This is a genomic window from Sorangium sp. So ce590 (assembly GCF_051521365.1).
Taxonomy (GTDB): Bacteria; Myxococcota_A; Polyangia; order Polyangiales; family Polyangiaceae; genus Sorangium.
This window is the reverse complement of record NZ_CP150346.1, coordinates 3,730,472-3,757,460: the sequence shown is the minus strand read 5'-3', so window position 1 is coordinate 3,757,460 and position 26,989 is coordinate 3,730,472. Positions and strand designations below refer to the sequence as shown.

Annotated in this window: 8 protein-coding genes; 1 reads left to right on the top strand and 7 read right to left on the bottom strand. The window is 69.1% G+C overall.

Features of this window, described 5'->3' with window-relative positions; all coding sequences use genetic code 11:
• Positions 1 to 13 precede the first annotated feature (13 nt).
• Entirely contained in the window at positions 14 to 3,904 is a 3,891-nt protein-coding gene (locus WMF28_RS14240) for a serine/threonine-protein kinase (protein ID WP_437602761.1), read from the top strand.
• A 174-nt stretch (positions 3,905 to 4,078) separates the two neighbouring features.
• On the opposite strand, the gene WMF28_RS14235 is transcribed toward WMF28_RS14240, so the two are convergent.
• From WMF28_RS14235 to WMF28_RS14205, 7 genes are all read right to left on the bottom strand, one after another.
• Entirely contained in the window at positions 4,079 to 5,689 is a 1,611-nt protein-coding gene (locus WMF28_RS14235; RefSeq protein WP_437602760.1) for a protein kinase domain-containing protein, read from the bottom strand.
• A 197-nt stretch (positions 5,690 to 5,886) separates the two neighbouring features.
• Complete coding sequence (locus WMF28_RS14230; protein WP_437602759.1) at positions 5,887 to 17,424, bottom strand: tetratricopeptide repeat protein; 11,538 nt, start codon at positions 17,422 to 17,424, stop codon at positions 5,887 to 5,889.
• A 77-nt stretch (positions 17,425 to 17,501) separates the two neighbouring features.
• Positions 17,502 to 18,410 carry a tetratricopeptide repeat protein gene (locus WMF28_RS14225; protein ID WP_437602758.1) on the bottom strand — a complete coding sequence of 303 codons (909 nt, stop codon included), beginning with the start codon at positions 18,408 to 18,410 and terminating at the stop codon, positions 17,502 to 17,504.
• A 477-nt stretch (positions 18,411 to 18,887) separates the two neighbouring features.
• Positions 18,888 to 20,927, bottom strand: a complete 2,040-nt coding sequence (locus tag WMF28_RS14220) for an AgmX/PglI C-terminal domain-containing protein (RefSeq protein WP_437602757.1) — start codon at positions 20,925 to 20,927, stop codon at positions 18,888 to 18,890.
• 89 nt (positions 20,928 to 21,016) lie between these two features.
• A complete protein-coding gene (locus WMF28_RS14215; RefSeq protein ID WP_437602756.1) occupies positions 21,017 to 21,262 on the bottom strand; it encodes a hypothetical protein in 246 nt (81 codons plus the stop codon).
• Between the two features lie 399 nt (positions 21,263 to 21,661).
• On the bottom strand, positions 21,662 to 23,113 hold the full coding sequence (locus WMF28_RS14210) for a tetratricopeptide repeat protein (RefSeq protein ID WP_437602755.1): 1,452 nt from the start codon (positions 23,111 to 23,113) through the stop codon (positions 21,662 to 21,664).
• Between the two features lie 29 nt (positions 23,114 to 23,142).
• Entirely contained in the window at positions 23,143 to 26,979 is a 3,837-nt protein-coding gene (locus WMF28_RS14205; protein ID WP_437602754.1) for a hypothetical protein, read from the bottom strand.
• Between the last annotated feature and the right edge of the window lie 10 nt (positions 26,980 to 26,989).

Here is a 26,989-nt window from a genome sequence, read left to right as displayed (position 1 = left end):
CGTTGGCCAGCGCATGAACACCGCGCGCATCGAGTCCGCAAGGCCGCTCATCGCAGGCCGATTCCACATCGAGCGCGAGGTCGGCCGCGGCGGGATTGGCACCGTCCACCGCGCGTTCGACGTGCAGACCGAGCGGTACGTCGCGCTGAAGCTGATCACCGCGCTCGGCGTCGACGCCGAGAGCCAGGCCCGGCTCTCCCGCGAGGGACAGATCCTCTCGGAGCTCGATCATCCAGGGATCGTGCGGGTCGTGGCGTTCGGGACGCTGGATTCGAGCACGACGGACGGGGAGGGGCGGCGGATCGAGGAGGGGGCGACGTTCATCGCGATGGAGTGGCTCGACGGGGAGGACCTGGCGTCGCGCCAGCGGCGCTCCCCGCTCTCGCTCCGCGACGGGATCGAGGTCGGGCGCCAGGTGGCGAGCGCGCTCGCGGCCGCGCACGACGCGGGCGTCGTCCACCGCGACATCAAGCCGTCGAACATCCTCCTCTTGCGCGGACCGCCGGACGCCGAGATCCGGGTCAAGCTCGTCGACTTCGGGGTGGCGGCGTCGAAGGAGCTCGTGCTCACGACCGACGCGGGCGGCCTCGTCGGCACGCCGGCCTACATCTCGCCGGAGCAGGCGCGCGGCGACGCGACGGTGGACGCGCGCAGCGATCTCTACTCGCTCGGCGCGACGCTGTTCGAGCTGGTCGCCGGCCGGCCGCCGCACATGGGGCCGACCTCGATGGCGACCCTCGTGCGCCTGGCGACCACGCCCGCGCCGCGGCTGTCGGAGTTCCTGCTCGACGTGGTCCCGGCGCTCGACGAGCTGATCCACGCGCTGCTGCTCGCCGACCGGCAGCTCCGGCCGAGCTCTGCGCGCGAGGTGGCGGAGAAGCTCGCGGCGCTCGTCCGCGAGCCGCACCTGCCCACCCCTTCCCCGCTGCGCGTGAGCGACAACCCGCCGGGCGTGATGGGCACGCGGCTCGTGACCACCATCGTGGCGCTGCACGTGGCCACCGGCGAGGAGCGACAGCGCGAGCTCGAGGCGCTGCGGCGCCGCGGGGCCGACGCGCTGCCGCTCGGCGCCGACTCGATCGCCGCCCACCTCGGCGTGCGGCAGGCCCACGGCGACGAGGCGTCGCGGGCCCTGGAGCTCGGGCTCGCGCTCGGCGACCGCGGCGGCCGCGTCGGCGTCGCCTCCGGCCGCATGCGCGTCGACCGGACGCGATCGGCCGGCGAGGTCGTCGACCGCGCGGTCGCGCTCGCGCGCGAGGCGGGCCTCGGCCGGGTCCTCGCGGACGCGACCACGGTGGAGCTGTCCCGCGGGCGCTTCCTGGGCGAGATCCAGGACAGCGGCGCCGTGCGGGTGCTCTCGCGCGCGCCGAAGCGGCCCGACGCGCAGACGCCCTTCGTGGGGCGGGACGCCGAGCTCCTCACCACCGTCGCCGCGTTCGACCGTTGCGTGGAGGAGCGGACGCCGGTCGTGGTGAGCATCTCGGGGCCGCCGGGCATCGGCAAGAGCCGGCTCGCGCGCGAGTTCGCCGCGCGCATCGCGGACCGGCCGGATCCGCCCCGGCTCGTCCAGCTGCGCTGCGAGTCGTTCGGCCGGGCGCAGGCGCTCGGCGTGGCCACCGACGCGCTGCGCGTCCTCACGGGGCTGCCGAAGGGCGCGTCGCTGGAGCAGGCCGACGACGCGGTGCGCGCGCGGCGCATGCCCCACGGCGACGGCGGGCTCCTCGCGCGCCTCCTCGCGAACCAGCCGTTCCCCGACGGGGTCGACCTGCGCGGCGCGCGCGACGCGCTGTACCTCTCGATGACCGACATCGCCGTCGGCGCGGCCTCGATCGAGCCGTGCGCGCTGCTCGTCGAGGACGTGCAGTGGGCCGACCCGGAGAGCGTCGCGTGGCTCGATCACCTCCTCGGGCGGGCGGCGGGCCGGGCGCTCTTCGTCATGCTCATGGTGCGCCCGGCGTTCTGGCGCGACCAGGGCCAGCGCTTCACCGGCCGCGACCACGTGCGCGTGGAGCTGCGCCCCATCGCGCGCCGGGCCACGCGCGAGATCGCGCGCGCCGTCTTCAGCGCCGCCGCGGCCGCGCGGCCCGTCGACGACGCGACGCTCGACCGGGTCGCGCAGCAGGCGGCCGGCTCGCCGCTCTTCGCCGAGGAGCTCGCGCGGGTCATCGCCTCCGGCAAGGACGCGGCCACGGCGCCGACCATCGAGGCGGCCATCCAGGTGAGCCTCGACGCGCTCGACGAGCCCACGCGCGAGGCGGTGGTGCGCATGAGCGTCTTCGGCCTGTCCGTCTGGGACGTGGGCCTCGCCGAGGTCGGCGTGGTCGAGCCCGAGATCGCGCTGAAGAAGCTCATCGCCGCGGAGCTCATCGTCGAGCAGCCCGCGTCGCGCGTCCCGGCCGCGCGCGAGTTCCTGTTCAAGCACGCGCTCGTCCGCGACGTCGCGTACGCCTCGGTCGGCGACGAGCTCCGCCAGAAGCTGCACGCCGCCGCGGCGCGCTGGCTCGACCGGCACGGCGAGGACAGCGCGACGGTGGCGCAGCACTTCGACCTCGGCGGCGAGCACGAGGAGGCCGCGATCCGCTGGGAGGCCGCCGCGCGGCGCGCCCTGGCGACGAACTCGCTCCGGGACGCGGTCACCATGGCCGATCGCGCGCTCGTGTTCTCCCCCGACAAGCCGACCGGGTTCTCGCGCGCGGTCCTGCTCGAGGAGGCGTACTCGCGGCTCGACGCGCGCTCGCCCGAGCGCGACTCGGCGATCCGGGCGATGTGGGAGAACGTCCACGACGAGGCGAGCGAGCTGCGCACGCTCACCGCGCGGGCCCGCTACGACCACGCTTGCGGCTCCGGGATGGACCTGGAGGGGCGCCTGACGGCGCTGCGCGACCGCGCTCGGTCGATCGATCGGGTCGAGGAGGAGGCGCAGTGCTCGGCCACGCTGGCGCACGTCCACGCGTTCGCCGGGCAGCTCGCGATGGCGGAGCAGGAGGCCGCGCACCTGCTCGACCTCGCGGCGCGGCGGGGCCTCGTCTGGGCGGCGGTCGACGCCTGGCAGACGCGCGCGGTCGCCCACCAGACGCGCGGCGAGCCCGCCGCGGCGCTGGAGGCGCGCCGGAACGCGGCGCGGGCGGCGCGCCGCGCGGGGCTCCAGGAGCGCGAGGCGATGCTGACGATGAACGTCGGCTTCGCGCTCACGACCATCGGCGCGCGGGCGGAGGCGCTCCAGGAGATCGAGGGGGGCATCGCGAGGGCGCAGGCGATCGGCAGCTCCGGGGCGGCGCGGCACGGGCAGATGATCCTGCTCTGCTGGGCGGCGACGTTCGGCCCCGAGCCGCAGCTCGACGCCGCGCTCGCGGAGCCGCGCGCGAGCGCGGACGAGGCCGCGGGGAGCATCTGGGTCGTGCGCGACCGGGTGACGCTCGGCATCCTGTTCTACCGGGGCTGCGAGCTCCTGCGCTTCGATTCGTCGGGCCTCGCGCGGGCGCGCTCGCTGCTGAAGAAGGCGACGGAGGCCTACCGCGTCACGGAGAACCGCGACGTCCTCCCCGTGGCGCTCGGGTTCTGCGCCGAGGCGGAGCGCCGCTTCGGCAACGCCGAGCAGGCCCGCGAGATCGCGCGCGAGGCGGCGGCGCTGGTCGAGGCGGGCGCGCCGAGCCTGCTCAACGAGGCGCCCATCTACCTCGCGCTCCACGACGCCTGCGTGGACATGGGCGACCTGGAGGGCGCGCGGGACGCGATGGAGCGCGCGATGCCGCCGCTCCTGCGCCGGCTGAAGGGCCTGGAGGGGACGCCCTACGCGAGCTCGTTCCTGCTCAACCTGCCGCAGAACTCGGCGCTGCTCGCGGCCGCCGAGGCCTACGGCTGCGTACCGCCGCCGCTCGAGGCGATGATGAGCGGCAAGCTCTAGCTCCGCCCGCCAGACGTCCGGCCAGGGTTGGCCGGACGTCTGCGCCGCTCCGCGGCGGCTTCGCCCGGGCGGCCCTGGTGTCGTTTCCTCGGGGCTCCGCCCCAACCCCGGCGTCCGCTTCGCGGCAGCCCTCGCCGCCCCCCGGCGGCTACGGCGAGCCGGCGGCCCCGCCCGTCACTTCCGGGGCGCGGCGCCGCCGCCCTGCTTGGGGGACGTCGACTGCACCGGGCGGAGGTTGATGGTCAGCACCTCGTCACGCGTGAACACCACGAAGCGCGCCTCCGGGGTGTACCCGTCGGCCGCGACCCGGATGCGGTGTCCGGTGCCATCCCGGCTGAAGCGCGCGAAGAACGGGTTGCTGGGGAGCTCGACATCATCGAGGTAGATCTTCGCGTCGAGCGGCGTGGCGATGATCCGGAGCTCGATGAGATTGGCGACGACGGGCGGAGTGAAGGTGGGCGTCGGCCCGGGGCCGGACGTGTCGGCCGGAAGAGGATCCGGCTCCGACGACGTCCAGGGAAACATCGAGATGACCGCCCAGGCGCCGCCGATCAGCAGCACCGAGAGCACGGCGATCCCCGCGCTCCACAGCGCCTTGCGCCGGGTCGACCTGGCGTTGGCGACCATGATCGTCGGGATCGTCTGGCGGTCCGAGATGCTGTCCTCGCGCGAGCTGTCGTCGCCCAGCATCGGGTCCGCCACCGGCGCGGAGAACTGCTGCGACATCTGCGACATCGGCATGCGCTGGGACCACGGCACCGCGGCGCGCTCCTCGAGCACCGGCAGGACCTCGAACTCCTCCGCGCCCTCGCCCGCGACCGCGTGGAGCCGCCCGAGCTGGTCGCTGATCGCGGACCGCACCTCGGCCCGGCGGTTCGCGAACGTCTCGCCGATGAGGCGGCCGATCTCGGCCGACGAGGGGCGCCGGCCCATCGTCGCGAGGTAGGCCTCGACGTCCTCGCGCATCAGGGCCGCCGTCGCGTACCGGTCGTCGGGCGCCATCGCGAGGGCGCGCGAGCAGATCCGCTCGAGCGCTTCGGGCGCCGCGGGCCACCGCTCGCGCAGCTGCGGGATCTCGCCGAACGTGAGCCGCTGGAGGATCTGCACGTCGGAGAGATCTCCCCAGAAGCGCTCGCCCACGACGAGCTCCCAGAAGATGAGGCCCATCGAGAAGACGTCGGCGCGGCGGTCCACCATCGTCGCGAGGGCCTGCTCCGGCGCCATGTACCGGATCTTCCCCTTCACGACGCCGGTGCTCGTGTCCGCGTCGCGCGTCGCCCACTTGGCGATGCCGAAGTCGACGACCTTCGCCTGCCCGTCGTAGGTGACGAAGATGTTGTGCGGGCTGATGTCGCGGTGGACCACATGGAGCGGCTGCCCGTTGAAGTCCATGAGGTCGTGCGCGTAGTGCAGCCCGGCGAGCGCGTCCGAGAGGATCGCCAGGTAGACCGCGCGATGACGTGAGGGGTCGATCTTCCGGCAGATCCGATCGAGCGAGTGCCCCTCCAGGTACTCCATCACGATGTAGTACTGGTCGTCGATCTGACCGCACTCGTACGTCTGCACGACGTTCGGGTGGTTCAGCCGCGCCGCGAGCCTCGCCTCGTCGAGGAACATCGCGTTGACCTCGGGCTCGGTCGCGATGCCCGGCCTGAGCCGCTTGATCACGACCAGCTTCTCGAAACCGAGCGGGCCGCGATGCGCAGCGAGGAAGACCTCGGCCATCCCTCCCTGCCCCAGCTTTGCGATCAGCCTGTATCTCCCGAAGCCTCTCGCGGACTGCACGGGGAGCCGGACGATCATCGATGACGAGGTCACAGCACCCGATCGTTCGTAAGGATTGCTGACTCGTCAAGCAGACTCATGGAGATGTGCCTCCCGAGGACGCCGGCGAGATCTGGGGCCGGAAGCGGACGGCTCCCGGCCCCAGATCTCCGATTATGAAGTAAATTCAGCTACTTAGGACCCGCAGTCGCGCGCGCTCACCCCTCGCCGATGGCGATGCCGAGCGCCTGACGCAGCGCGAAATACTGATCGCTGGTCGAGAAGATGATCAGCTCCTTGAGCTTGTCCTGGGGCGGGAGATCCCCGGGCTGCTGCGGCTCGGCGGCGATGATCTTCTTCGCGATCTCGAGATCGCCCGAGAGGAGCAGGCCGGTGCGCGCCGCGGTGATGTCGACGCACTGGACCCACCGCTTGATGTTCGCCTTCGCACCCTCCGCGAGGAACTTCTTGACCACCATGCGGAGCCCCTCGAGCTGCATCGGCTGCATGAAGCCGCGGAGCGTCTGCGCGGTGGCCATGATCTGCTTCTCGATGTCCTGCGGCACCTGCGTGTCGGGCGCGACGAGCTTGATCCCGGCGAAGAGGAGCACCGTCAGCTCGGTGACCGTCGGGAACAGCGTCTTGATGTAGTGCTCGCCACGGTACATCGCGAGGTGCTTGCCCACGATGAACGTGAGGTCCTGCGGCGAGAACCCTGTCAGGACGGTCTGCCCCGCGACGGACGCCGGCTGCTCGTTCGCCACCGCGACGAGCGCGCCGGGCACGTCGCTCCGCACGTAGAGCCGCGGCGCCGGGAGGCCGAGGACGTTGGCCGCCCAGCCGAAGGTCCGGGCGAACGTCACCGTCGAGGTCGCCGGATCCTGCAGGAACCGCTGATCGAGGACCGGCAGCTCCCTCCTCTGCTTCAGCGTCTCGATCTTCGCCCTGAGCGCGGCCCCCGCGATCATCTCGAAGATCTTGCCGACGTAGAGGTTCTCCTCCTCGTGGAACAGGTTCCTGATCCACTGCTCGTTGTCGAGCCGGCTCTTCGCCGCGATCAGCCCCTGCGGGCGGTAGTCCTCGAAGTACTGCTGCTCGTCCGGATCGGCCTTGCGGAGGAACGCGAGCGCCGCCGCGACGCACCAGGCCTGGTCGTAGCGCTTGCCGTCCACGTACAGGCGGTAGAGCCGCTTGTACGGGTCGATCTTCATCGGGTCGATCTTGACCATCGCCTGGAACTCGCCGGTCGCCAGATCGAACTGCTCCGACTGCTCGTAGAGCTCCGCCAGGATCAGGTGCTCGGTCGCGTCCTCGGGCTTGAGCCGCGACGCCATGCGGAACGTCTCGACCGCGGCCGTCCGGTCGCCGAGCCGGTCGCGGTAGATGAGCCCGAGCGCGTGCCAGAGGCTGTACTCGAGGTCCGTGTTCCCCTTGCCGGCGACCCGGTGCAGCATCTTGCGGTACGCCCGCTCGAGCTGCTTCCACTCCTTCTGCGCCGTGAGGATCTTGTTGATGCGCTCGAAGGCCTCGAGGGAGTGCGGGTTCAGGTCCAGCGTGTCGTTGAACAGCTCCACCGCGCGCGCCGGGTCCTCCAGCTTGTCGCGGTAGATCTGCGCCATCGTGTAGAGGTAGCGGCTCTTGCGATCCGGCTGCGTCTCGAGCTCCGCGATCCGCTGGAGGCAGTCGACCATCTGCTCCCACTGCCCCGTGCGCTGGTAGAGCTGGAGCAGCTTGTGGAGCAGGACGTGGTTCTGCGGCTCGAGATCGAGCGCCTCCTCCAGGGCCTCCACGCCCTTCGAGGTGTTGTTCTCCTTCTCGACCCAGATGTCCCCGATCTCGTTCAACATCTTGAACCGCTCGAGGCCGTCCATGATGTTGTCGAGGATCAGCCGCTTGTAGTGGCAGACCTGCTTGTAGTCCTTGAGCGCGTCGTAGACGGAGACCATCGCCTCGAGCGTCGGCCGGTGCGCGGGGTCGGCCCCGAGCGCCTTCTCGAAGTTGTTGACCGCCTGCTTCGACTGCCCCTGCGCCTGCTTGATGCAGCCGAGCTTGTAGTAGACGGTGGCGCGCTCCTCGGTCTCGACCTCGTCGAGGCTCGTGAGCACCTTCTGGTAGTTCGTCAGCGCGCTCGCCCAGTCGCCGAGCTTGAAGCTCACGTCCGCGAGGCCACGGATCGTCTCCTGGTCGGTCAGATCGAGGTTGTGCGCGGCCGTGTACGCCTTGAGCGCCGCCTCGTCCTTGCCGAGCCGATCGAGGACCCTGCCGAAGGTCCGCTGCAGCCTGTGCTGCTCTGACCGGTCGCGCTTGCCGCTCTTCCTGACGAGCATCTCAGCGAGCGGCTCGGCCTGGGCCCACCGCTCCGTCGAGACGTACTCGTTGAGGAGTGGCATCGCGGCGTCCTCGTTGTCGGGGTCGCTCTGGAGCGCCATCTCGTACGCCTGCACCGCGAGCGTGTGCTCGCCGAGCATGTCGTCGCGGAGCTTGCCGAGCTCGACGAGCAGCCGCGCCTTGGCGCGGGGCGCGTCGGTGTTCATCTGCTCCTGCTCGAGGTAGCGCGCCGCGCGATCCCAGTCGGCCGCGTCGATCGCGATCACCCGCAGCGCCGCCAAGGACGGCACGTGGGTGGGATCGAGATCGAGCGCCATCTCGAAGCGCTCCTGCGCCAGCGTCCGCTCGCCGAGCTTCTCGTCGAGCTGCCGGCCGATCCGGAAGTACATCTCGACGCGCTGCTTGCCGTCGGCGGTCAGGTCCGCGACGCGCGTCATGTACTCGATGGCCTTCGCCGAGTTGTCCTGCTTCTCGTAGAGCTTGGCCAGCGACTCCAGGGACGGGATGTGCGTGTCCTGGATCTCGACGATGTTCAGGTAGGCGTCGATCGCGCGATCGAGGTCCTCGATCTCCTCGGCGTAGACCTTCGCCGTGTGGGACCAGAGCTCGATCTTCTTCTGGCGATCCTCCGCGGCGTTGATGTGCCGATCGTACGTGTTGATGAGATCGTGCCACTGCCGGAGCCGGCGATAGCAGCGCTCCAGGGCCTCGAGCGCGGGCTCGTGCGTCGGGTCGATCTCGACCACCTGCTCGAGCCGCGCGGCCGACAGATCGGGCTTCAGGAACTGCTCCTCCTGGAGGGTCGCGATCTTCATCAGCACGTCGATGCGCTCGCGCTCGGTGGTGACCACGTCGAGCTGCATCTCGAGGACGCGCACGAGATCCGGCCACTGCTGCGTGGTCGTGTACACGCGCTCGAGCCCCCGCATCGCGAGGAGGTTCGACGCGTCGATCTCCAGCACCTCGCGGTAGACCGCGCCTGCCTTGTCGATCAGGCCGAGCTTGGTCTCGTAGAGGCCGGCGGTGCGCAGCTTCACGGACGCGACGACGTCGGGCTCGCTGACGGCCCGCGCCTTGCGGAGCAGGACGTCGACGAGATCGTTCGACTGGTCGCGATCCGTGTAGATCCGCTCCAGCGCCTCGAGGGCCGCGAGGTGCAGCGGATCGACGTCGAGGGCGCGCCTGTAGAAGCTGAGCCCCTGCTCGACCTCGCCCATGTGCTTCTCGAGGACCTCGCCGAGCTCGGTCAGGATCTCCTTCCGGTCGACGTCGATCACCGCGACGTTGAGGGCGTTCGTCAGCATCTCGCCCTGCCGCTGCCACTGGCCGGTCTTCTTGAAGAAGTTCGCCATCTGGCGCAGCACAGCGACGTTGTTCGGGTCGTACGCGTAGATCTGCTGGTAGTACGGCTGGGCGTACTCGGGGTGACCGAGGTCCTCCGAGTACCACTTGGCGAGCCGCAGGCAGAGCGTGATCTTCTGGACCGGGGACGTCTGCTGCTGCAGCCACCCGTTCACCGTCTGCACGAGCTCGGGCCAGCGGTTCGTCGCCTGCGCCATGCGCTCGAGGTACCGGACCGTCTCCATGTCGGAGAAGTCCATCTCGAACGCCGTGAGCAGCGCGTCGAAGGCCTGGGGCCTGTCCTCGAGCTGCTCCTCGAAGACCCGGGCCACCTTGCGGAGGATGTCGGTCTTCTCGTGGACCTCCTCGCGCGACTCGAGCCGCGCGAGGTAGAGCTCGATGAGCGGCTCGCTGCGCCGGGCCGCGTCGTGGAGCTCCTCGAGCGCCGCGAAGGCCTGGTCGTGCGTCGGGTCGAGCTCCAGGACCTTCTCGTACGCGAGCGTGCCCCGGTCCTTCTCCTCGACCTGGTGCTCCCAGATCTGCGCCACCTCGAGGTACTCGCGTACCTTGTCCGCCGGCGACTCGTAGGCCGCCGCTCGGCCCATCTTCACGTCGATGACCTCGACCCAGCGCCCCTCGGCCCGGAGCAGGTTCTCCAGGGCGGCCATCGCCTCGAAGTCCTTCGGGTCGACCTCGAGCAGCTTCCTCCAGGCGTCGATGGCGTCGTACGCCTGCCCGAGGACGTGCTGGTAGGTCGTCCCGAGCTCGCGGTAGAGCGCGATCACGTTCTCGGCCGGCAGCACGTCCCTCGCCCGATCCACCGTCTGGTGGAGCGAGGTCACGATCTGCTCGGGCTCGTTGCGGAGCCGCCAGATCGCCGCGATGGCGTAGAGCGCCTCGAGGTTCGCGTAGTCGATGTCGAGCACGCGCTGGTAGTCGTCGAGCGAGGAGTCGTCGCGGCCGAGCTGCTCGTGGAACAGCTTGGCGCGGCGGAGGAGCACCGCGACGCGCGACTCGTCGTCGAGCGCGATGTCGTAGTGTCGCTCGAGCACGTCGCAGAGCTCGGCCCACTGCCCGACCCGCTCGTACAGGTTGGACAGGGCCCCGAGCGCCTCCGGATCCTCGCCGCGGAGGTCGAGGACGCGCTTCCACGTCTCGACCGCGCCCTGGACGTCGTTCAGCCGATCGGCGAGCAGGTGCGCCATCTTGGCGCGGATGTCGGCCTCCTGGCTGTCGCCCATCGCGTTCTCGAGCTCGCGCTCCAGCACGACCTTGAGCTGGGTCCAGGCCCCCTTGGTCGTGTAGATGCGCTCGAGGGCGCTGATCGCCTGCTCGTTCGTCGTCTCGAGCTCGTCGAAGATGCGCCGGAAGGCGCGGATGGCGTCGTCGAGCTGCCCGAGCCGCTCCTCGTACGTCTGGCCGAGCCGGAGGTACAGGTCGACGAGCTCCGGGCGATCCTCGGTCGCGCGCACCCGCTGCTCGAGGACGCTCGCGAGCTCCGGGTACTGCTCGAGCTGCGTGTAGATCCGGTCGAGGTTCGAGAGCGCCTCGGCCTCGAGCGGCTCGATGCCGAGCACGTACCGGTACGTCTCCTCGGCCTTGGCGACGTCGCTGAGGTCGGTCTCGAAGACCCGCGCGAGCCGCTTGCCGATGCTGGTCTGCACGTCCTTGTCGGCGTGGATGCCCAGCACGTCGGCGTAGGCGTTGGCGAGCAGCTCCCAGCCGCCGTCGACCGAGCCGGCGAGCCGCTCGACCTCCTCGATCGTCTTCTCGTCGCCCGGGTACTCCTTCAGCGCCCGGATGAAGACGGCGAGGGCCCCGTCCGGCGAGATGAGGCGCTCCTCCTGGAGCTCGCCGAGCCGGTAGTACATCGACAGCCGATCCGGCTCCTGGGTGAGGTGGGTGAGCTCCGCCTCGAGCACCCCGCCGAGCTTCTCCCACTCCGCCGCCGCCTGGTAGAGCGGCTCCAGGATCGCGCCGATCTCGATCTGCTTGATCCCGGCCGCGAAGAGCCCCTCGAGGGCCTCGAGCGTGGGCGAGTGCTCGGGCGCTGCGGTGAGCACCTCGCGGTACGCCGCGATGGCCGCCGGCAGGTCGTTGAGCCGCGTCTGGTAGACCACGCCGAGCCGGTACTTGAACTCGAGGATCTCGTCGGGCGACTGGGCGACCTCCGACTCGCGCGAGAGGATCGTCACGAGGTCGCTCCACCGCTCCGTCGCCGTGAACAGGCGGTCGAGCGACGCGATCGCGGTCTGGTTCTCCGGCTCGACGTCGAGCACGCGCCGGTAGCGCGCGACGGCGCTGTCGATGTCGTCGAGCTGCGTCTCGAAGATCTGCGCGAGCCGGAGCCCGAGCTCGACGAAGCGCGACGGCTCCTCGTCGAGCCGGCCGAGCTCCGTATCGTAGAGCGCGGCGACCTGGGGCCAGCGGTTCACCATCATCGCGAGCCGCTCGAGGTTCGCGAGCGACTCCTCGTTGCCGATGTCGAACGTCACCGCCCGCGCGTACGTCTCGAAGGCGGTCACGTGGTCGCTCAGCATCTCCTCCGAGAGGCGCGCGACGCGGTGGAGCAGATCCACCTTCTCGTACGGGTCCTCGGCCACCCTGACCCGGACCTCGAGCACGCTGATCAGCCTCTGCCACTCGCCGGACGCGTCGTAGATCGGCTCGAGCACCAGCGCGGCGCCGAGCGGATCGCGGCTGCCGTCCTTGATCTGCTCGAGCGCGCGGAGCGTCGGCTCGTGGTCGGGCATCTGCTGGAGGAGATCGCGGTAGAGCTCGATCGCCCGGGAGACGTCGTCGAGGTGCTTCTCGTAGAGCTCCGCGATCCGGTACTGGTAGCTGATGCCCTCGGCCGGGTCCGCGGTGATCTCCGCCTCGTGCTGGAGCACGCTGAGCAGCTCGAGCCAGTTCTGCGAGGTCTGGTAGAGGACGTCGAGCCGCCCGAGCGCCTGCAGGTCGTCCGGATCGATCTCGAGCACCCGCTGGTACGTGTCGATCGCGCTCGCGACGTTGCCGAGCTCGCGCTCGTACACCGCGCCGATCTGGTAGTAGATGCGCTTCTTCTCGTTCGAGTCGAGGACGAGATCGGCCTTCTTCGCGTAGACCGAGAGCAGCTCCTGCCAGCGCGAGAGGCTGAGGTAGAGCTTGGTCAGCGCGTCGATCGCCCGCAGATCCTCGGCGTCGAGATCGAGCACCTTGCCGTAGACCGCGATCGCCTGGTCGTGCCGATCGAGCACCTCCTCCTCGATGCTCGCGGCCTGGAACAGGGCGAGCTTCTTCTCGCTCAGGTCGTCGAGGATCTCCGCCTTCTGCTGGAGGATCTGCGACAGCTCGTTGTACCGCTCCGAGGTCCGGAACAGCCGCTCGAGCGACTCGGCCGCGTGCAGGTTGCGCAGATCGATCTCGAGCACGCGCCGGTAGTGCCCGACGGCGCTGTCCATGTCGCCGAGGTCACCCTCGTAAATGCGCGCGCTCATCGTGTAGAGCGTGCTCGCGAGCTCCGCGTCGGTCTGCTGCGCCGCCAGCGTCTCGAACACGCGCGCCAGGTCGGCGAAGCGACCGGTCGCGCGCGCGAGCCGATCGAGCCCCTCCTGCGTCGACTCCGAGGCCGGATCCTGGCTCAGCGCCCGCGCGTAGGTGTCGAAGGCCGAGCTGAGATCGGCGCCCGCGTCCTCGTAGAGCACGGCGATCTGGTGGAGCAGCTCGACGCGACGGGTCACGTCGTCGCTGCGGCGCACCTGCACCTCGTGCACCCCGATGAGCTTCTGGTAGTCGCCCGACTGGCGGTACAGCGGCTCGAGGATCTCCGCGATCGCGACCTCGTGCTCGGGGAGCTTGCCGAGGCGCTCGAGGGCCGCGAGCGCCTCGACGTTGGTCGGCTCGCGCTCGAGCACCTGCCGGTAGATGTCGATCGCCGAATCGACGAGCCGCATCCGCGACTCGCGCAGCGCGGCGAGCCGGAGCATCAGCCGGATCTGCGCCTCCTCCTCTGCGGCGATGTTGAGCTGCGCCTCGAGGTTGTCCGCCAGCTCCTCCCACATGCCCTGGCGGCTGAAGAGCCCGTCGAGCGCCGAGAGCGCCACAAGGCTCGTGTCGTCGATGGAGAGGACCTCGCGGTAGGCGGCGATCGCCTCCTCCGGCTGCCCGAGGCGCTGCTCGTAGACCTCGGCCATCTGCGCGTAGAGGCCCTCGCGCTCGGCGGGCTCGTGCACGAGCTCGATGCGGCGCCGGTAGACGCCGATGAGATCGCCCCAGCGCTCGGTGCGCCGGTAGAGCGCGTCCATCGCCTCCAGCGACTCCGAGTCGGCGGGATCGATGGAGAGCACGCGGAGGTAGCCGTTCGCCGCCTCCTCGACCTTGCCGAGCCGCTCGTGGGTGCTCGCGAGCCGCATCCAGTACTCGCGGCTCAGCCGGGTGTCGCTCAGCGAATCGGCGATCTCGCTGAAGATGACGTCGAGCCGGTCCCAGGCGCCCGCCTGGGCGGCGAGCGACTCGAGCTCCGCCCGCGTCTCGGCGTGCGACGGGTCGTCCTTGAGCGCCCGCGACTGCGCGTCGAAGGCGCGGTTCAGATCGCTCAGGCTCTCGGCGGCCGTCCGCGCCACCTTCCGGAGCAGCGAGACGCGCGTCGCCGTGTCGCCCTCGGCCGCCGCGAGGATCTCGAGCGCCTGGATCAGCTTCTCCCAGTCGCCGCGCCCCTCGTAGATCTCCTGCAGGATGGCCGCCGCCTCGGCCCGCAGCGACTCGTTCGTGAGCAGCGCCTCCAGCGCGAGGCGCGCCGCGTCGTTGCCCGGATCGAGGATCAGGATTTCCTTGTAGTTCTCGAGCGCTCCGGCCGCATCGTTCAGGTGCTTCTCGAGGGTGCTCCCGAGCCGGAACTTGAGGTCGATGAGCGCCTCCTCGTCGAGCGGGGAGTCGATCCGCTTGCGGAGCACGTCGACGTAGGACTCCCAGTCCTGCTGCTCGCGGTAGAGCTTGTCGAGCGCCGCGAGCGCCTGCGGGTCCGTCGGCTCGTCGTCGAGCACCTGGCGGTACGTCGCGATCGCCTGCACGGCGTCGCGCAGCTCGCCCTCGTAGAGCTCGGCGATGGCGTAGAGGATCTGCTTGCGCTCCTCGGGCTCGGTGACGATGCCGAGCTTCTTCTCGTAGATGCCGAGCAGCTCGCCGAAGCGGCCCGTCTCGCGGTACAGCCGCTCCAGCGCGCTGATCGCGGCCTGATTCTCGCCGTCCGCCTCGTACACGGCGCGGAACTGCGAGAGCGCCTCGTCGATGCGCTTCACCTCATCGAGCAGCACGCGCCCGAGCCGGAGCCGGAGATCGACCCCGAGCGCGATGTCCCCCTCGCTCTCGCCGCGCGCGATCGCCGTCGAGTAGGCGTCGATGAGGGCGTCCCAGCCCTCGGTGGAGCGCGCGGCCCGCTCGACGTCATCGATGCACTGCTCGTCCTGCGGCGCGATCTGGAAGGCCGAGAGATAGCGCTCGAACGCCTTCTGCGGCTCCTTCAGGCGCGTCTCGTAGAGCGCCGCGACCTGCCGGTAGAGATCGAGCCGGGAGACATCGTCCTGGTCGTGCGAGAGCTTCACCTCGATGGCGCCGGCGAGCCCCTTCGAGTTGTTCGCGTGCGTGTAGATCGGGATCAGCGCCTCGGCCGCGGCGAGGTGCGCGACGTCGATCGAGAGCACCTTCTCGTAGGCGCGCGCCGAGCGATCCGCCTTCTGCTTCTGGACCATCCAGAGCTCGGCGATCTTGAGCAGCAGGCTGATCTTGGCCGCGTCGTCGGTCTCCTTCGCCTCCTGCGACTCGAGGACGCGGATGAACTCGTCCCACTTGCCGCTCTCGGCGTAGAACACCTCGAGGTCGTCCCAGCGCTGGAGCTGGAGGTACGCCTTCTTGAGCGCCTCCTGCGCCTTGCGGTCCTGGGGGTTCAGCGCGATCACCTCTTGCCAGGCCTTGACCGCGGCCTCGTCGTCCTTGAGGCGCTCGCCGTAGAGCTGCGCGAGCTTGCTGAGGAGCGCGAGCTTCTGGGTGCTGTCGAAGGTCGTGTCGACCTGCTTCTGAAGCACCCGCGCGAACGCCTGGTAGTCCTTGTTCTTCTCGTAGAGCCCCGCCAGCGCGTTCAGCGCCTCCGGGTTCTCCGGATCGTTCGCGAGGACCTCGTCCCAGAGCTCGATGCAGAAGTCGACCTTCTTCACCCGCTCCGACGCGAGCTTCGCGATCTCGAGGTACTTCGCGGCGCGCTCGCCGCCCTCCGGGAGCGCGGCGGCCTCGCGGCGGAGCAGCCCGATGAGCTTCTCCCAGTCGCGCCGCTTCTCGTAGCTCTGGCGGAGGAAATCGATCGCCTGCGCGTGCTCGCCGTCGATCGCGAGGATCGCCTCGTAGCACTTCACCGCCTCGGCCGCGTTCGAGAACTTGCCCGAGTAGAGCTCCGCCGCCTTCGCGTAGTTCTCGATCTTCTCGGCGGGATCCGAGACCGCCTCGGCGATCTCGATCAGCGTCTTGACGTACTCGTTGTACCGCTTGGCCTGCTCCTGCTTCTGGGCCTTCGCCTTGAGCTCCTCGACGCGGCCCGCGACCTCGGCGGCCGGGGGCGGCGGCGCGGTCGGCCGCCGGCCGACCTCGGAATCGGCAGGCCTGCTCTCGGCGGGAGCGCGCCGCGGCGACGCCGGCTCTGCGCTGACGACCGAGGACCTCGCGTTGCCGTCGTCGTCCGACGCGCCATCGACCGGAACGTCCGCAGGCGTGCTCGCCCTGCCGCTCAGGGGGGAAGTCGCGCTGACCGGAGCCTGCGCGCTGACCGGAGCCTGCGCGCTGACCGGAGCCTGCGCGCTGACCGGAGCCTGCGCGCTCACGGGCGCAGCCGCGCTCACGGGCGCCGGCGTGCTCACGGGCGCCGGCGTGCTCACGGGGAGCGGCGTGACGTCCGCCGCCCGCTCGACCGGCGCGATGGCGACCGGCGCAGGCGTCGCAACAGGCGCGGCGGCCGTGAGACGTTCGCCGATCTGCGCCTCGAACGCACTGACGCTCGGGTGCGTCGGTGCGACCGCCGAGAGCCGCTCGAACCAGCTCCTTGCCCGGATGAGGTTGCCGAGCTGCCGCCAGGCGATGCCGCCCGCCTGAGCGATCATGAACGGGGAGTTGCCGTTCTGGTTCGCAGCGCTCTCCGCCAGCGCCGCGACGCGCTCCCAGTTGCCTTCCTTCGTCCCCCAGAGCTCGCGCAGGTAGGCGAACGCCGCCTCGTTCGAGGGGTCGTACCGGAGCGATTCCTCCAGGAGCTTCGAGCCGATCTCGACGTTCTGGTGCCGCGTGGCCCAGCGGACGCCGAACTTGAACGCCGCCTCGCCGCGCGCCACGCCGGCGCGCGACTCGAGGATGCCACGCTGCGTCTCGACGATCGCCTGCGGCCGCTCCTCCTCGGCGAGCAGCCCCTCGAACATCGCCGCGGCTTGCTTGTCGGAGGGCGCCGTCTCGTACGCCCGCCGGAGCAGGCCCTCGAGCTGGCCGCGATCGAAGCGCTTCGCGAGGCGCGCCGCGCGCAGCAGCAGCCGCTTGCGCTCGCTCGTGGTCGCGCCGGTGTCGGCCGCGTCGACCAGCTCCGCCATGTGCGCGGCCCACGACGACTGATCGACCTGCATGTCGCCGAGGCAGGCGCGCGCCTCCTCGCTCGTCCCGCCCGAGGCGCCGAGCGCGCGCGCGTACGTCGCCGTCGCTCGCTCGAAGTCGCCCGCGTCGCAGAGCACGTCGCCGAGCTCGACGAGGAGCTCCGCGGCCGATGTCCCTTCGGGGGCGTTCCTCAGCTCGAGCTCCAGGAGCTTCTGGACCATGTTGGTCTTGCCGAGGTCCCAGTAGATGGAACGAGCCGACTCCAGCGCCTCGAGCAGCGCTGGATTCAGCTTGTACGCGTCCTGGAAGTGCTTCAGCGCCTTGACGGCCTGAAGGAACTTCTCCTCGAGCAGCCGCCCGAGCTTCAGGTGATATGCCGCCTTCCGGGTCGCGTCCCCTTCGGCCGCAATCCCCTTCTCGAGCTCCTCGACGAGCCCTTGCCAGTCATGAACCGACTCGAGATGATTGAGACGCTGCGCAAGATCCATTGATTATCGACCCTCGGCCCCGACCTTCGAACGGATTGAAACGCCTTACGTGTCCCGCGCCACGCGCGGCATCACGGCTACTGGCCACCGAGCCGCGCGACGAGCGTGTTCGCCGTCTCGCACTCGGTCTTGAAGCTCGCCGCCCTCGATCCCTTGCAGGCGCGCGTAGTGAACCCCTTGAGCATCTGGATCGCCTCCTGCTTGCGCGGCGGATCCAGGGTCGCGTAGGTGCTCCCGAGACTCCAGAGGATCTGTACCGACTCCGGACCATCCGCCGGGGCAACCGCTCGAGCGGCCTCGAGCTCGGTCACCATCTCCGCCGTGGACCCGCGCTCCTGGTAGACCGACGCGAGCAGGCTGTGGACGCCGAAGAGGTACTTGTCCCCCGGCTTCGCGAGCGACTTCGCCTCCTTGAGCACCTGCTCCGCCTCCTTCGTGTAACCGAGACGGGTGTACAGGTCGGCGAGCGCCGCGTAGTAACGGATCTCGCTCGGGTTGTGCTCGATCGCCTTGGTGAGGTTCTCGAGCGCCTTCTGCTCGTCGTCCGTCCAGAGGTAGACGTTCCCGAGCTGCGAGTAGCAGTCCGCGAAGTTGGGATCGTTCTCGATACACTTCTGGTAGGGCTCTTTGGCCTCTTCGTAGGAGATCGTCTTCTTCTTCGCCTGCTGCTCGAGCGCCCAGCCTCGCTCGAACCAGTAGTTGGCGAAATTCGGAGCGATCTGCGTGGCGCGAGCCAGCGTGGATGCGACCTTATCCCACGCATCTCTCTTCTTGTGCGCCATCGCCAGCTTGAAGAAGATGCGGTGGTTCGTGGGGTCGAGCTTGGTCGCTTGCTCGTACTTGTTGGCCGCCCCCTCGGGGTTCACGGCGACCTCCTTGTCGGCCTGATTCGCCAGGATGACGGCCTCCTGCCGATGCCGGGAGCAGCCCAGCCCCGCCGCGCTCGCCGCGACCAGCCCAACCATCAAGAATGCCCCAAGCTTCATCTGCTCACCTTTCGAATGGGATCGGCTCTGCCGGCGTCCAAGTGTCCGCGGGGTCACGCCGCCCCTCTCCAACGGTTCCCGGAGTCGGCTCCGCCGCTCCTCCAACAGTTCCCGGAGCCGGCTACGCCGCTCCATCAGCAATCCGGAGACGGGCTGCGCCGTTCCGTGTGGCACCGTCACAAGCGTCCTGAGGTGGCGCGCGTTCAACCTCGCGCGGCGTCGCGAGAATAGGCGGAGGCTACCGCGGAAGTCCAGGGCTTCGACCCCGGTCATGCGCCGGCCGGCAGCGCCTTCCGGCGAGCCCCCGTCCCCTCCCCCGCGATGACGCACGCCGACGTTGGCCCCCCACGACCGCAGCGCGGCGAGCGCCGGCGACGCCGAGCGGTGCCCGGCGCCTGCCGCACCCGGCTCCCGAAATGGCAAACGCCCCGCACAGTGCGTGCGGGGCGCTCGCGAGAGCCGACCGGCGAGGCGAGCTCAGCCGCCGGGGCTGAGCATGATCGGGTAGACGACGGTGACGATACCGCCCTCGGGTTGCGGGAACGACAGGCCGTAGAACGCCCGCACCACGCACGAGACCACGCCGTTGTCCGGCAAGTCCGAGCCGCCGTTACCGACGTTGGAGACCGCGCCGTCGCGCCCGATGACGAAGCGCACCGCGACGCGGCCCTGCAGATTCGGGTTGTTCCTGAGGCCGTTCTCGTAGCAAAGCCGGAATCGGCCGAAATTCTGGCGAACGATACGCTGAATGACCTCGGGCGGCAGACGGCCGCTCACGCTCGTCGCACCCATGCGCACCTGCGGCGGCTTGGTGCGATGCGACCCGCCGAGGCGGCCGTGGCCGGAGCCGAAGCCCTGGCCCGTGCCGGTGCCGGCGCCGTGACCGATGGTCCCGATCGAGCCGAGGCCGATACCCTCGCCGCGCCCGCCGCCGCCCTCGCCGATGCCGGAGAGGCCGAGGCCGCCCGCGCCGAACGAGTCGCCGATCTGATCGCCCCACATGTTGCCGCGGGCGCTCAGCGCATCGTTGCCCAGCGAATCGTCGCGCCCCCACGGCGCGGTCGGGGCGTTCGGGTCGCCGCCGGCGCCGGCGTTCAGCAGGCCGATCATGCCGAACTCCGCGGCGTCGCGCAGCGCGGCCTGGCGGGCGATGTGCGGATCGGCGTTGTCCGCGGGGCCCTGGACGCCGTAGCGGTTGCCGGTGGCCTTGGTGTTCGGGTTACCCATCGAACCCTCTTCACCCTTGGCGCGCGTACCGGTGCCACCCTCCTTGTTGTCCGCCGCGTTCTCGGCGACCTGCTCGGTCTCCTTCTCCTCCATCTCCTTCTCGGCGGCCGCCGCGAGGTACTGCTGGATAAGGAACTGCTGGTCCGCCGAGATCCCGTCCTCTCCCGTGTCGCCCAGCGGCGGCATGAAGAAGGCCATCGCCGCGAGCAGCCCGAGGTGCACCGCCATGGAGAGGCCCGTGTACAGCAGGCTCTGTGAGTCCATCTGGAAGTGGCCGGCCACAGCCTTGCCTGCGTTCACGGCGGACACCTGGAAGGCGATGCCGTCGATCTCGACCTTCGCCTTCGCGCCGGACGGAAGCGCCATCTGGTAGGCGCCCGACAGCTCGGAGCAAGGCTGCGCGCGGCCCTGGTCGATCGCCTGCTGCACCGTCATCTTCGGCGTCCCCGGGATATCGATCGTGCCGGTGGCGCGGGGAAGGAGCACCACGGAGACCGAGCCCGTGCGGTCGGCGAGGACGATGGGCGCCCGCGTGGTGCCGAGCTTCTCCGAGGGGATGAAGTAGTCGCACTTGAAGTTCTTGCTCTCCTCCTCACCCACGTAGAAGGAGCGCGGCGGCGTGAGGTGCGCGACGTGAAGCACCGCGGCATCCCACAAAATCATGATCTCGACGGAGGCCGCCGGGACCTCGACTTCCTCGTTCGGCACGTCCGGCCCGTTCTTCACGAGCGTGTACGTGTACGAGCCCTCCGGCGCGTCCGGGGGCACCTCGTCGACGGCGGGCGCCGACTGCGCGAACGGGTTGTTGTAGGCAAACGGGTCTGCCCCGCTCGTAGCGGTCGCGGCGAACGGGTTCGACGGCGCGGCCGCGAACGGGTTCGACGGCGCGGCCGCGAACGGGTTCGACGGTGGCGCGGCGGCGAACGGGTTCGCGGGGACCGGCTTCGCAGGGCCCGCTGCCGCGGCCACCGCCACCGGCTCGGCGCGCTCCAGCATGATCTTCGTCCCGCCGATCTGGAGCTGATCGCCTGGGCTGATCTTGCACTTGTTGACGCGCGCCCCGTTCACCATCGTCCCCGGCTCGTTGCCGAGATCGATGAGCGTGATGTCCTGCGGGGAGGCGACCTCGATGACCGCGTGCATGCGCGAGGCAAGCTCGTCATCGACACGCAGATGGCTCTTCGCGTCCTTGCCTACCTTGACGATGTCCTGCGTGATCGTCTCTCGACGGACGAGCGCTTCGTTTTGGTAGAGCGCAAATGTGAGAGCGACCCTTTGCTTGCCTTCCATCTCCGCCAGCCTTCCCTATACGCCCCGCGGCGCACGCCCCCGGCACCGGGGGATAAATCGATAGGGCAGGCGCCAACCTGCCCGACACATCAGAGGTTCTCGACCGACTTGAGCATCTCCGGAACGAACGAGGTGCGGGGCCGGATCAGCGTCGTCCGGACGGGGCCGGGTCGCACGCGGATGGTGGCGTCGTTGGGGCCGAATCCACCGGCGTTCAGCGGATCGTCGGAGAACTCGTACCCGTAGCCCTCATCCTTCTTCCCAGCGCCGGCGCCGCCCGGAGCGGCCTGCGCGAACGCCGATGAGGCGACCACGCTCGTAAGAACGGCAGCCACGACTCCCGCACCCAATCGGGTCAACCCTCTCATTCCAGCCTCCTCACAATGTTTCGACGCGGTTACAGTGCCATTGTACCGCCGGACGCGGCGGCCGGTCAACCAGCTTCGCATGCCATCGAGGCGTCGGAGAGCACGACCCACACTCACCTCGACAACCGAATCAACCCAAGGTTCCCAGAGCGTTGCGAAGAAACGACGAACCCCCCTCTCCTTACGTGCAGCGTGTTACGTGCAGCGAGAGAGGGGGGCTCGGAGCACTGTCTGACGCACCGCTACACGGCCCGGGACGCCGGTTGAGCTCACTCGGAATATTGCAGTATCCCTGGCTTGCTCTCCCTGGGGCTCGGGCCGCTCGCGACGTGCGTCAGACGGCGCCTGGGACAAGGCTCCTTCTGCCTAGGGCGCCGGAGTCGCCCCTTCTCCCCCTTCGCCCTCGTTCCCGGCAGCGGCCTCCTGCTCGGCTTCCTTCGTCTTCATGTCAGCCTCGGCCGCCTTGCGCTCGGCCTCGGTCTGCTTGTTGAAGGCGATGATCTGGTCGATCTCCTCCATGCGCTCCTTCGAGCGCTTCACCGCGTCGACGAACTCGGCATTGGAGCCCGCCTTCTGGATGAACTGGCCGAACAGCCCCTTCGCCGACTGGAGGGCGCCCTCGGCGGACTTGCCGCCCGATTTCGCCTTGTACTCCTGGGTCAGGATCGCCTCGTTGTAGTAGGTCTCGGGACGCTCGGGGGCGAGCTTCTTGGCGGAGTCAAGCTCGGCGCTGGCGGCCGCCACCAGTTTGTCGAAGTTCGCGTCGTCGATCTGACCGCGCAGGGCGAGCGCGAGCCCCAGGTGTGCGTCGTAGTCGTTCGGACGCATCTTCAAGGCCGCGCGGTAAGCCTCCTCTGCCTGCTGGAACCCGCGGAACTGGAGGTTCACCGCCGCGTAGTTCATCTGCGCTTCGTAGAAGGTCGGGTCGAGCTTCCTCGCGAGGTTGAACTCCTGCACGGCGCCGTTCAGGTTCGCGAGCTCGACCTGGATCATGCCAGCGGTGTTGTGGATCGGCGCGTAGTTCGGGTTCTTGCGGATGGCCTGAGAGCAGACCAGCGCGGCGAGCTCCAGCGCCTGCGTGTCGATCTTCTTCTGCTTGCTGACGCTGGCCGCGACCGCCTTGCCCGACCTCCGGCCCGCCTTCTGCTTCGCCGTCTCCAGGTAGTAGATGGCGAGCTGGTTGAACGCGGGCATGAAGGCGTCGTCGACGGCCAGCGCGCTCTGGATGTACCGCTTCGCGCGCTGGAAATCGTTGGGGCCGTCGCTGTCGGCGACCTGGTTGCCGCGCTTCATGTACAGGAGCGCGAGGTGCACGAGCGCCTCGACGTTCTTGTACTGCGCATCGACGACGGCGGCCTGGCGCATCTCGCTGATCGCCGCGTCGATGTTTTTCTCGCCCGATTCCGCCAGGTTGTAGAGCGCCACCTGGACCCGCGCCGGGTGGAACTTCGGGTTCTTCTGGAGCGCCTGCTGGAAGTGCTTCTTCGCCTCAGAGTCCTTCTTGCAACGCTGGTACGCGAGCCCCGCGTTGTAGATGGCCTCGGCGAACATCGCGTCCCCTTGCTCGTCCGCCGCGTCCAGGAACAGCTGGGCCGTCGAGCTGCAAGTCGCCTCGCTCCAGTCCCCAACCTTGTCGTGCTGGACCATGGTGTCCATGGCGGTCTTGAACTTGTTGGCCGCCTTGACCGACACGGCGTTGCCCTTGCTGTCGGTGAGCTCCTTGCCGGTCGTCGGGTCCTTCGCCGCGCGAGACGTACCGCTGACGCTCCCGCCGCCACAACCCGTCGCGGCCAGCAGGAGCACCGCAACCGCTGCCAATGAGGTGATGCTTCTCATATTTCGCTCCATCACTTCCTGGGTCGGGTCGTGGCCCGATCGAGCGCCGAGCCTTCCTTCGAGCCGCCGGGCGCCGCCTTCTTGTCCTCACCCTCTTCCTTGGTCGCAGCCGGCTTGTCGGTCGCGGTCAGCGCTTCTCGGAAGGGGGTCCCGTCGAGGTTCAGCGGTGCCGGACGATCGCTCAAGCCGGAGTTGACCCGCGACGGAGAGCCGCGGAATTCGTCGATGAGGTGGTACTCGGCGCCGTAATTCTTCGAGAGCCACACCTCGCAGGTGCGCGAGTAATCGTCGAAGTACTGGTACTTCACCGACAGGTCGAGGCAGGTCTTGAACGCGCCCTTCGCCATCTGCTTCTGCGGCTCGCTCGCCTCATCCAGGCGCGAGTAGTACTCGCCTCGGATCTCGTCGTACGAGACGTCGGTGCCCGGCACCAGGCCGTGCCCCTTCCACTCCTTCGGAATGGGAGCGGCCCGGAACTCGGCGACGAACTTGCCCCACATCTGACCGACGCGCGCACCGGCGGCGATGACCCACTTCGGCGGGGGCGTCGGCTCCAGCTTGAGGATCTTCTGGTACTCCGCGTCGGCCGCCTCGATCGCCGGGCGCTTCTTCTTCACCCAGTCGGCGACCTTGGTGTTGATGTGCTTGAGGACGTCCTCGCGGTTCCCGGCGCCCTTGTACTCGGGGAACTTGATCTTATCGACGTCCTTCCGCTTCTGCTCCGCGAAGTGGAAGTAGGCCTCGCCCACCGCGGTCAGCACCTTGCCGAGCCGGCGCAGCTGCTCCGGCTCCTCGCCGCCGATCGCGTTGAGCTTCTTCAGCGCGGCCGCGGGGTCCTTCCAGTAGCCGCGGACCTTGTTGTACTCGCCGTTCGCCGGGGTCACGCTCTTCGTCTGTAGCAGGACGCGCGCGTACATCGCGTGCGCCTGCACCTGGACGTCGAACGTCGCGTTGCGGTCGATCTGCGGCATCGCCGTCGACAGCCGCCTGCGCGCCTGGTCCCAGTCCTCGCGGTCGATGTAGTGCGCGCCAATCGCGAACGCGATCTGCGCGGTCTGCGTCGGCTTCGCCCTGCCGTAGTTCTTGTTGAAGAGGTCGGCGTCCTTGATCGCCTGGTCTTCCTGGCCGAGGCCGAGCCGCAACACGACCGCGTCCTGGAGCGCCTCCGCGGCCTTGTCCCCCTTCGGGTTCTCGCGGGCGTAGCGCTCGTACCAGTTCGCCGCCTCGTCATAGACCGCGATCGCCTGGTAGTTGCCGCCGATCTCGTAGATCGACGTCTTCGCCAGCTCGGTGTTGTGGAGGTTGTACCTCGGATCGAGCAGAATCTTGCGCGCCGAGATCGACTTGGCGATGAGGCGAGCGGCCTGGAACGCCTTCGCGGCGTTGTAGAGGACCTCCTCGCTCTTGTCGCACGCGGGCTGCCTCGCCTCGCACGCGGCCTCGCCGTACTTCTTCCACATGTCCATGTACGCGACGGCGGCCTTCTCGTAGTTCTTGAGGGCCTCGACGCCGCCGGCGGCGTCCGCCGCCTCGACGAGCTTCTGGGCACGCAGGCGCTCGATGTCGCGCTGGATGCGGATCAGGATGCCGCACTGCTCGGCGTTCTCCTTCTCCTTGCCGCCCTTGCAGTAGAGATCGATGAACTTGGGCACGTCCGCGGCCATGTCGTCGTAACAAGACGGACGCGGCGGGTCCATGTTCGCGCCGAGGACGTTGAGCGACTCGAGGTAGAGCTGGGACGCGTAGATGCCGACTTCCTTGTCGGCGTGGTTCAGCGCAACGTCGCGGAACGCGAGCGCGGCCTCCTCCCAGTGCTGCGCCTCGAAGTACGTGCGGCCGCGCGCGTACTTCACCTCGACGTACTGCTCCTGCGCATCCTTGTCGTTCGCGGCGGGCTTGATGTAGCAGACGTAGCGGTTGAAGGCGGTGATCATGCCCTTCTGGCTGTCGGTGAAGTCCTTCGGCTGGAACTTCGCCTTGTCCGCCTTCTTGTCCTTCTCGCCCTTCTTGCCCGTGCTCGGATCGGGGAGGTTGCCGGCCCCCTTCAAGTGGGAGCCGTCCTTGTGGGTCTCGGTGTAGATGTTCTGGTAACAGAGCACCGAGGCGTACGCGGCCTCCGGCGCCTGCGGGCCGTTCGGATCCTCCGCCACGACCGAGTCGAAGGCGGGGCCGCACTTGGCCCAGTCCTTCTGGAAGTACAGAAGGTCGGCCATCGCGTACTTGATCTTGAAGATGTTCGGCCAGTCCTCCTTCAGGATGCGGGGGAACTCGAACTTGGCGAACTGCTCCTGCTTGAAGTTGTTGACGACCTTGTCGTAGAGCTGCGCCGCCAGCTGCATCGTCTTCTTGTCGCTGGTGCCGCGCACGCCGCCCGAGCCCACCGCCTCGAGGTGCCAGGCCATCGCCGTCTCGGTCATCAGGCCGGCGGTGATGTTGGAGCACTTCAGCTTGGCGTCCGCCGGGTGCCCGTCGCCCTGGAACTTGTTGTGCACGTCGAGCTGGCGCCCGAGCACGTCCACGATCTGGTCCTTGTTGCCAGACTTCATGGCGAGCGTCGCCTCGGCGATGTGCCCCTGGTAGACGCAGAACTTCGGGCCCCGATCGCGGGTCATCAGGTCGGTGTAGAGCTCGATGCCCTCCTTGTAATGACCGGTGTCGAGGTAGTTCTGCCCGAGGTCGTCCATCATCTTGAACGTCTTCTCGGAGCTGCCGCTCGAGTCGCCGCTGAGCGGCCGGAGGAAGTCATGGGACTTCCGCGGATCGCCCGCCAGCGCGTAGACGGGGATGATGTCTCGCCGCGCCGAGATCGCGAGCTGCGCCGCGTTCGGCATCTGCTGGAACTGCTGCCCGTACTCGATCGTCTTCTTGAACTCGCTGATGGCGCGGGCGAAGTCGCCCTTGTTCCAGTAGACGTACCCGAGCTTGTAGTGGGCGTAGCCCCAGACCTTGTTCTCGGGCGCCGGGTACTGGGTGACCTTGACGTACGACTGCTCGGCCAGGTCCCACTTGGACGGGTCGCCCTGCGCCTCGTTGAAGAAGAGCTCACCGAACGCGAGGTACGCGTTCGGGATGTACTTCGAGTTCGGCCAGTTCTTGATGAGCTCGAAGTAGACCTTGCGCGCGTCCTCGAGCTGCTGCGCCTGCTCGTACTCGTAGGCGAGGTAATAGAGGACCTCGTCCGTGCAGCCCGTGCTCTTCGCGGGGTCGGACGCGTTGGTGCTCTGGCAGTACTTCGGGTACTGCGTCTTGAGCTGCGTGTAGTACTTGATCGCGCTCTTCCGCGCGGCGGCGAGGATCTTGTCGGCCTTGCCGACCTCGGCCCGGATCGCGGCGACCGCCTTCGGGTTCTTCCGCTTGGCCTCGTCCGCCTTGATCTGCCCCTCGGTCTTGTCGCGGAACGCCGCCGACTCGAGCTCGACGTAGCCTTCGGCGAGCCGCCGCATCAGCTTCGGTCGATCCGGCGCGTTCTTCGGCGTCGAGCGGTACAGGCCCTCGAGGCCCTGGATCTCGGTGATCAGCAGGCTCCTTACCTTGGGGGCGAGGCGGTTCCGCCGCTCGTCGCGCTGCGCCGAGGCCTGCGAAGCCGTCGGGTTGGTCGGCTTCGTCAGGTCGTCGCGCTTCTTCAGCTGAACGCCCGTGGGGGCCGACTTGAAGCTGACCTGCGGCTTCTTGCCCGCCGACACCTGGAGCTTGCCGCCCGGACAGGCGGCGATCGCATCTTTCGCCGGCTGTGTGATGCACGCGTCCGCCGCCGACGCGGGGCTCGTCGTGACGGCGCACGCCGCCACGGCCAGCGTGCCCGCCGCTGCGCGGAGCGCATGCAGTACATCGAACTTCGACTGCTTCATCTCCATCTCC

What these genes read in the sequence shown, in the direction of transcription:
- WMF28_RS14240 (WP_437602761.1), top strand. Translation starts at nt 14, where the DNA reads ATGAACACCGCGCGCATCGAGTCCGCAAGGCCGCTCATCGCAGGCCGA.
- WMF28_RS14230 (WP_437602759.1), bottom strand. Translation starts at nt 17,424, where the DNA reads ATGGATCTTGCGCAGCGTCTCAATCATCTCGAGTCGGTTCATGACTGG.
- WMF28_RS14225 (WP_437602758.1), bottom strand. Translation starts at nt 18,410, where the DNA reads ATGAAGCTTGGGGCATTCTTGATGGTTGGGCTGGTCGCGGCGAGCGCG.
- WMF28_RS14220 (WP_437602757.1), bottom strand. Translation starts at nt 20,927, where the DNA reads ATGGAAGGCAAGCAAAGGGTCGCTCTCACATTTGCGCTCTACCAAAAC.
- WMF28_RS14205 (WP_437602754.1), bottom strand. Translation starts at nt 26,979, where the DNA reads ATGAAGCAGTCGAAGTTCGATGTACTGCATGCGCTCCGCGCAGCGGCG.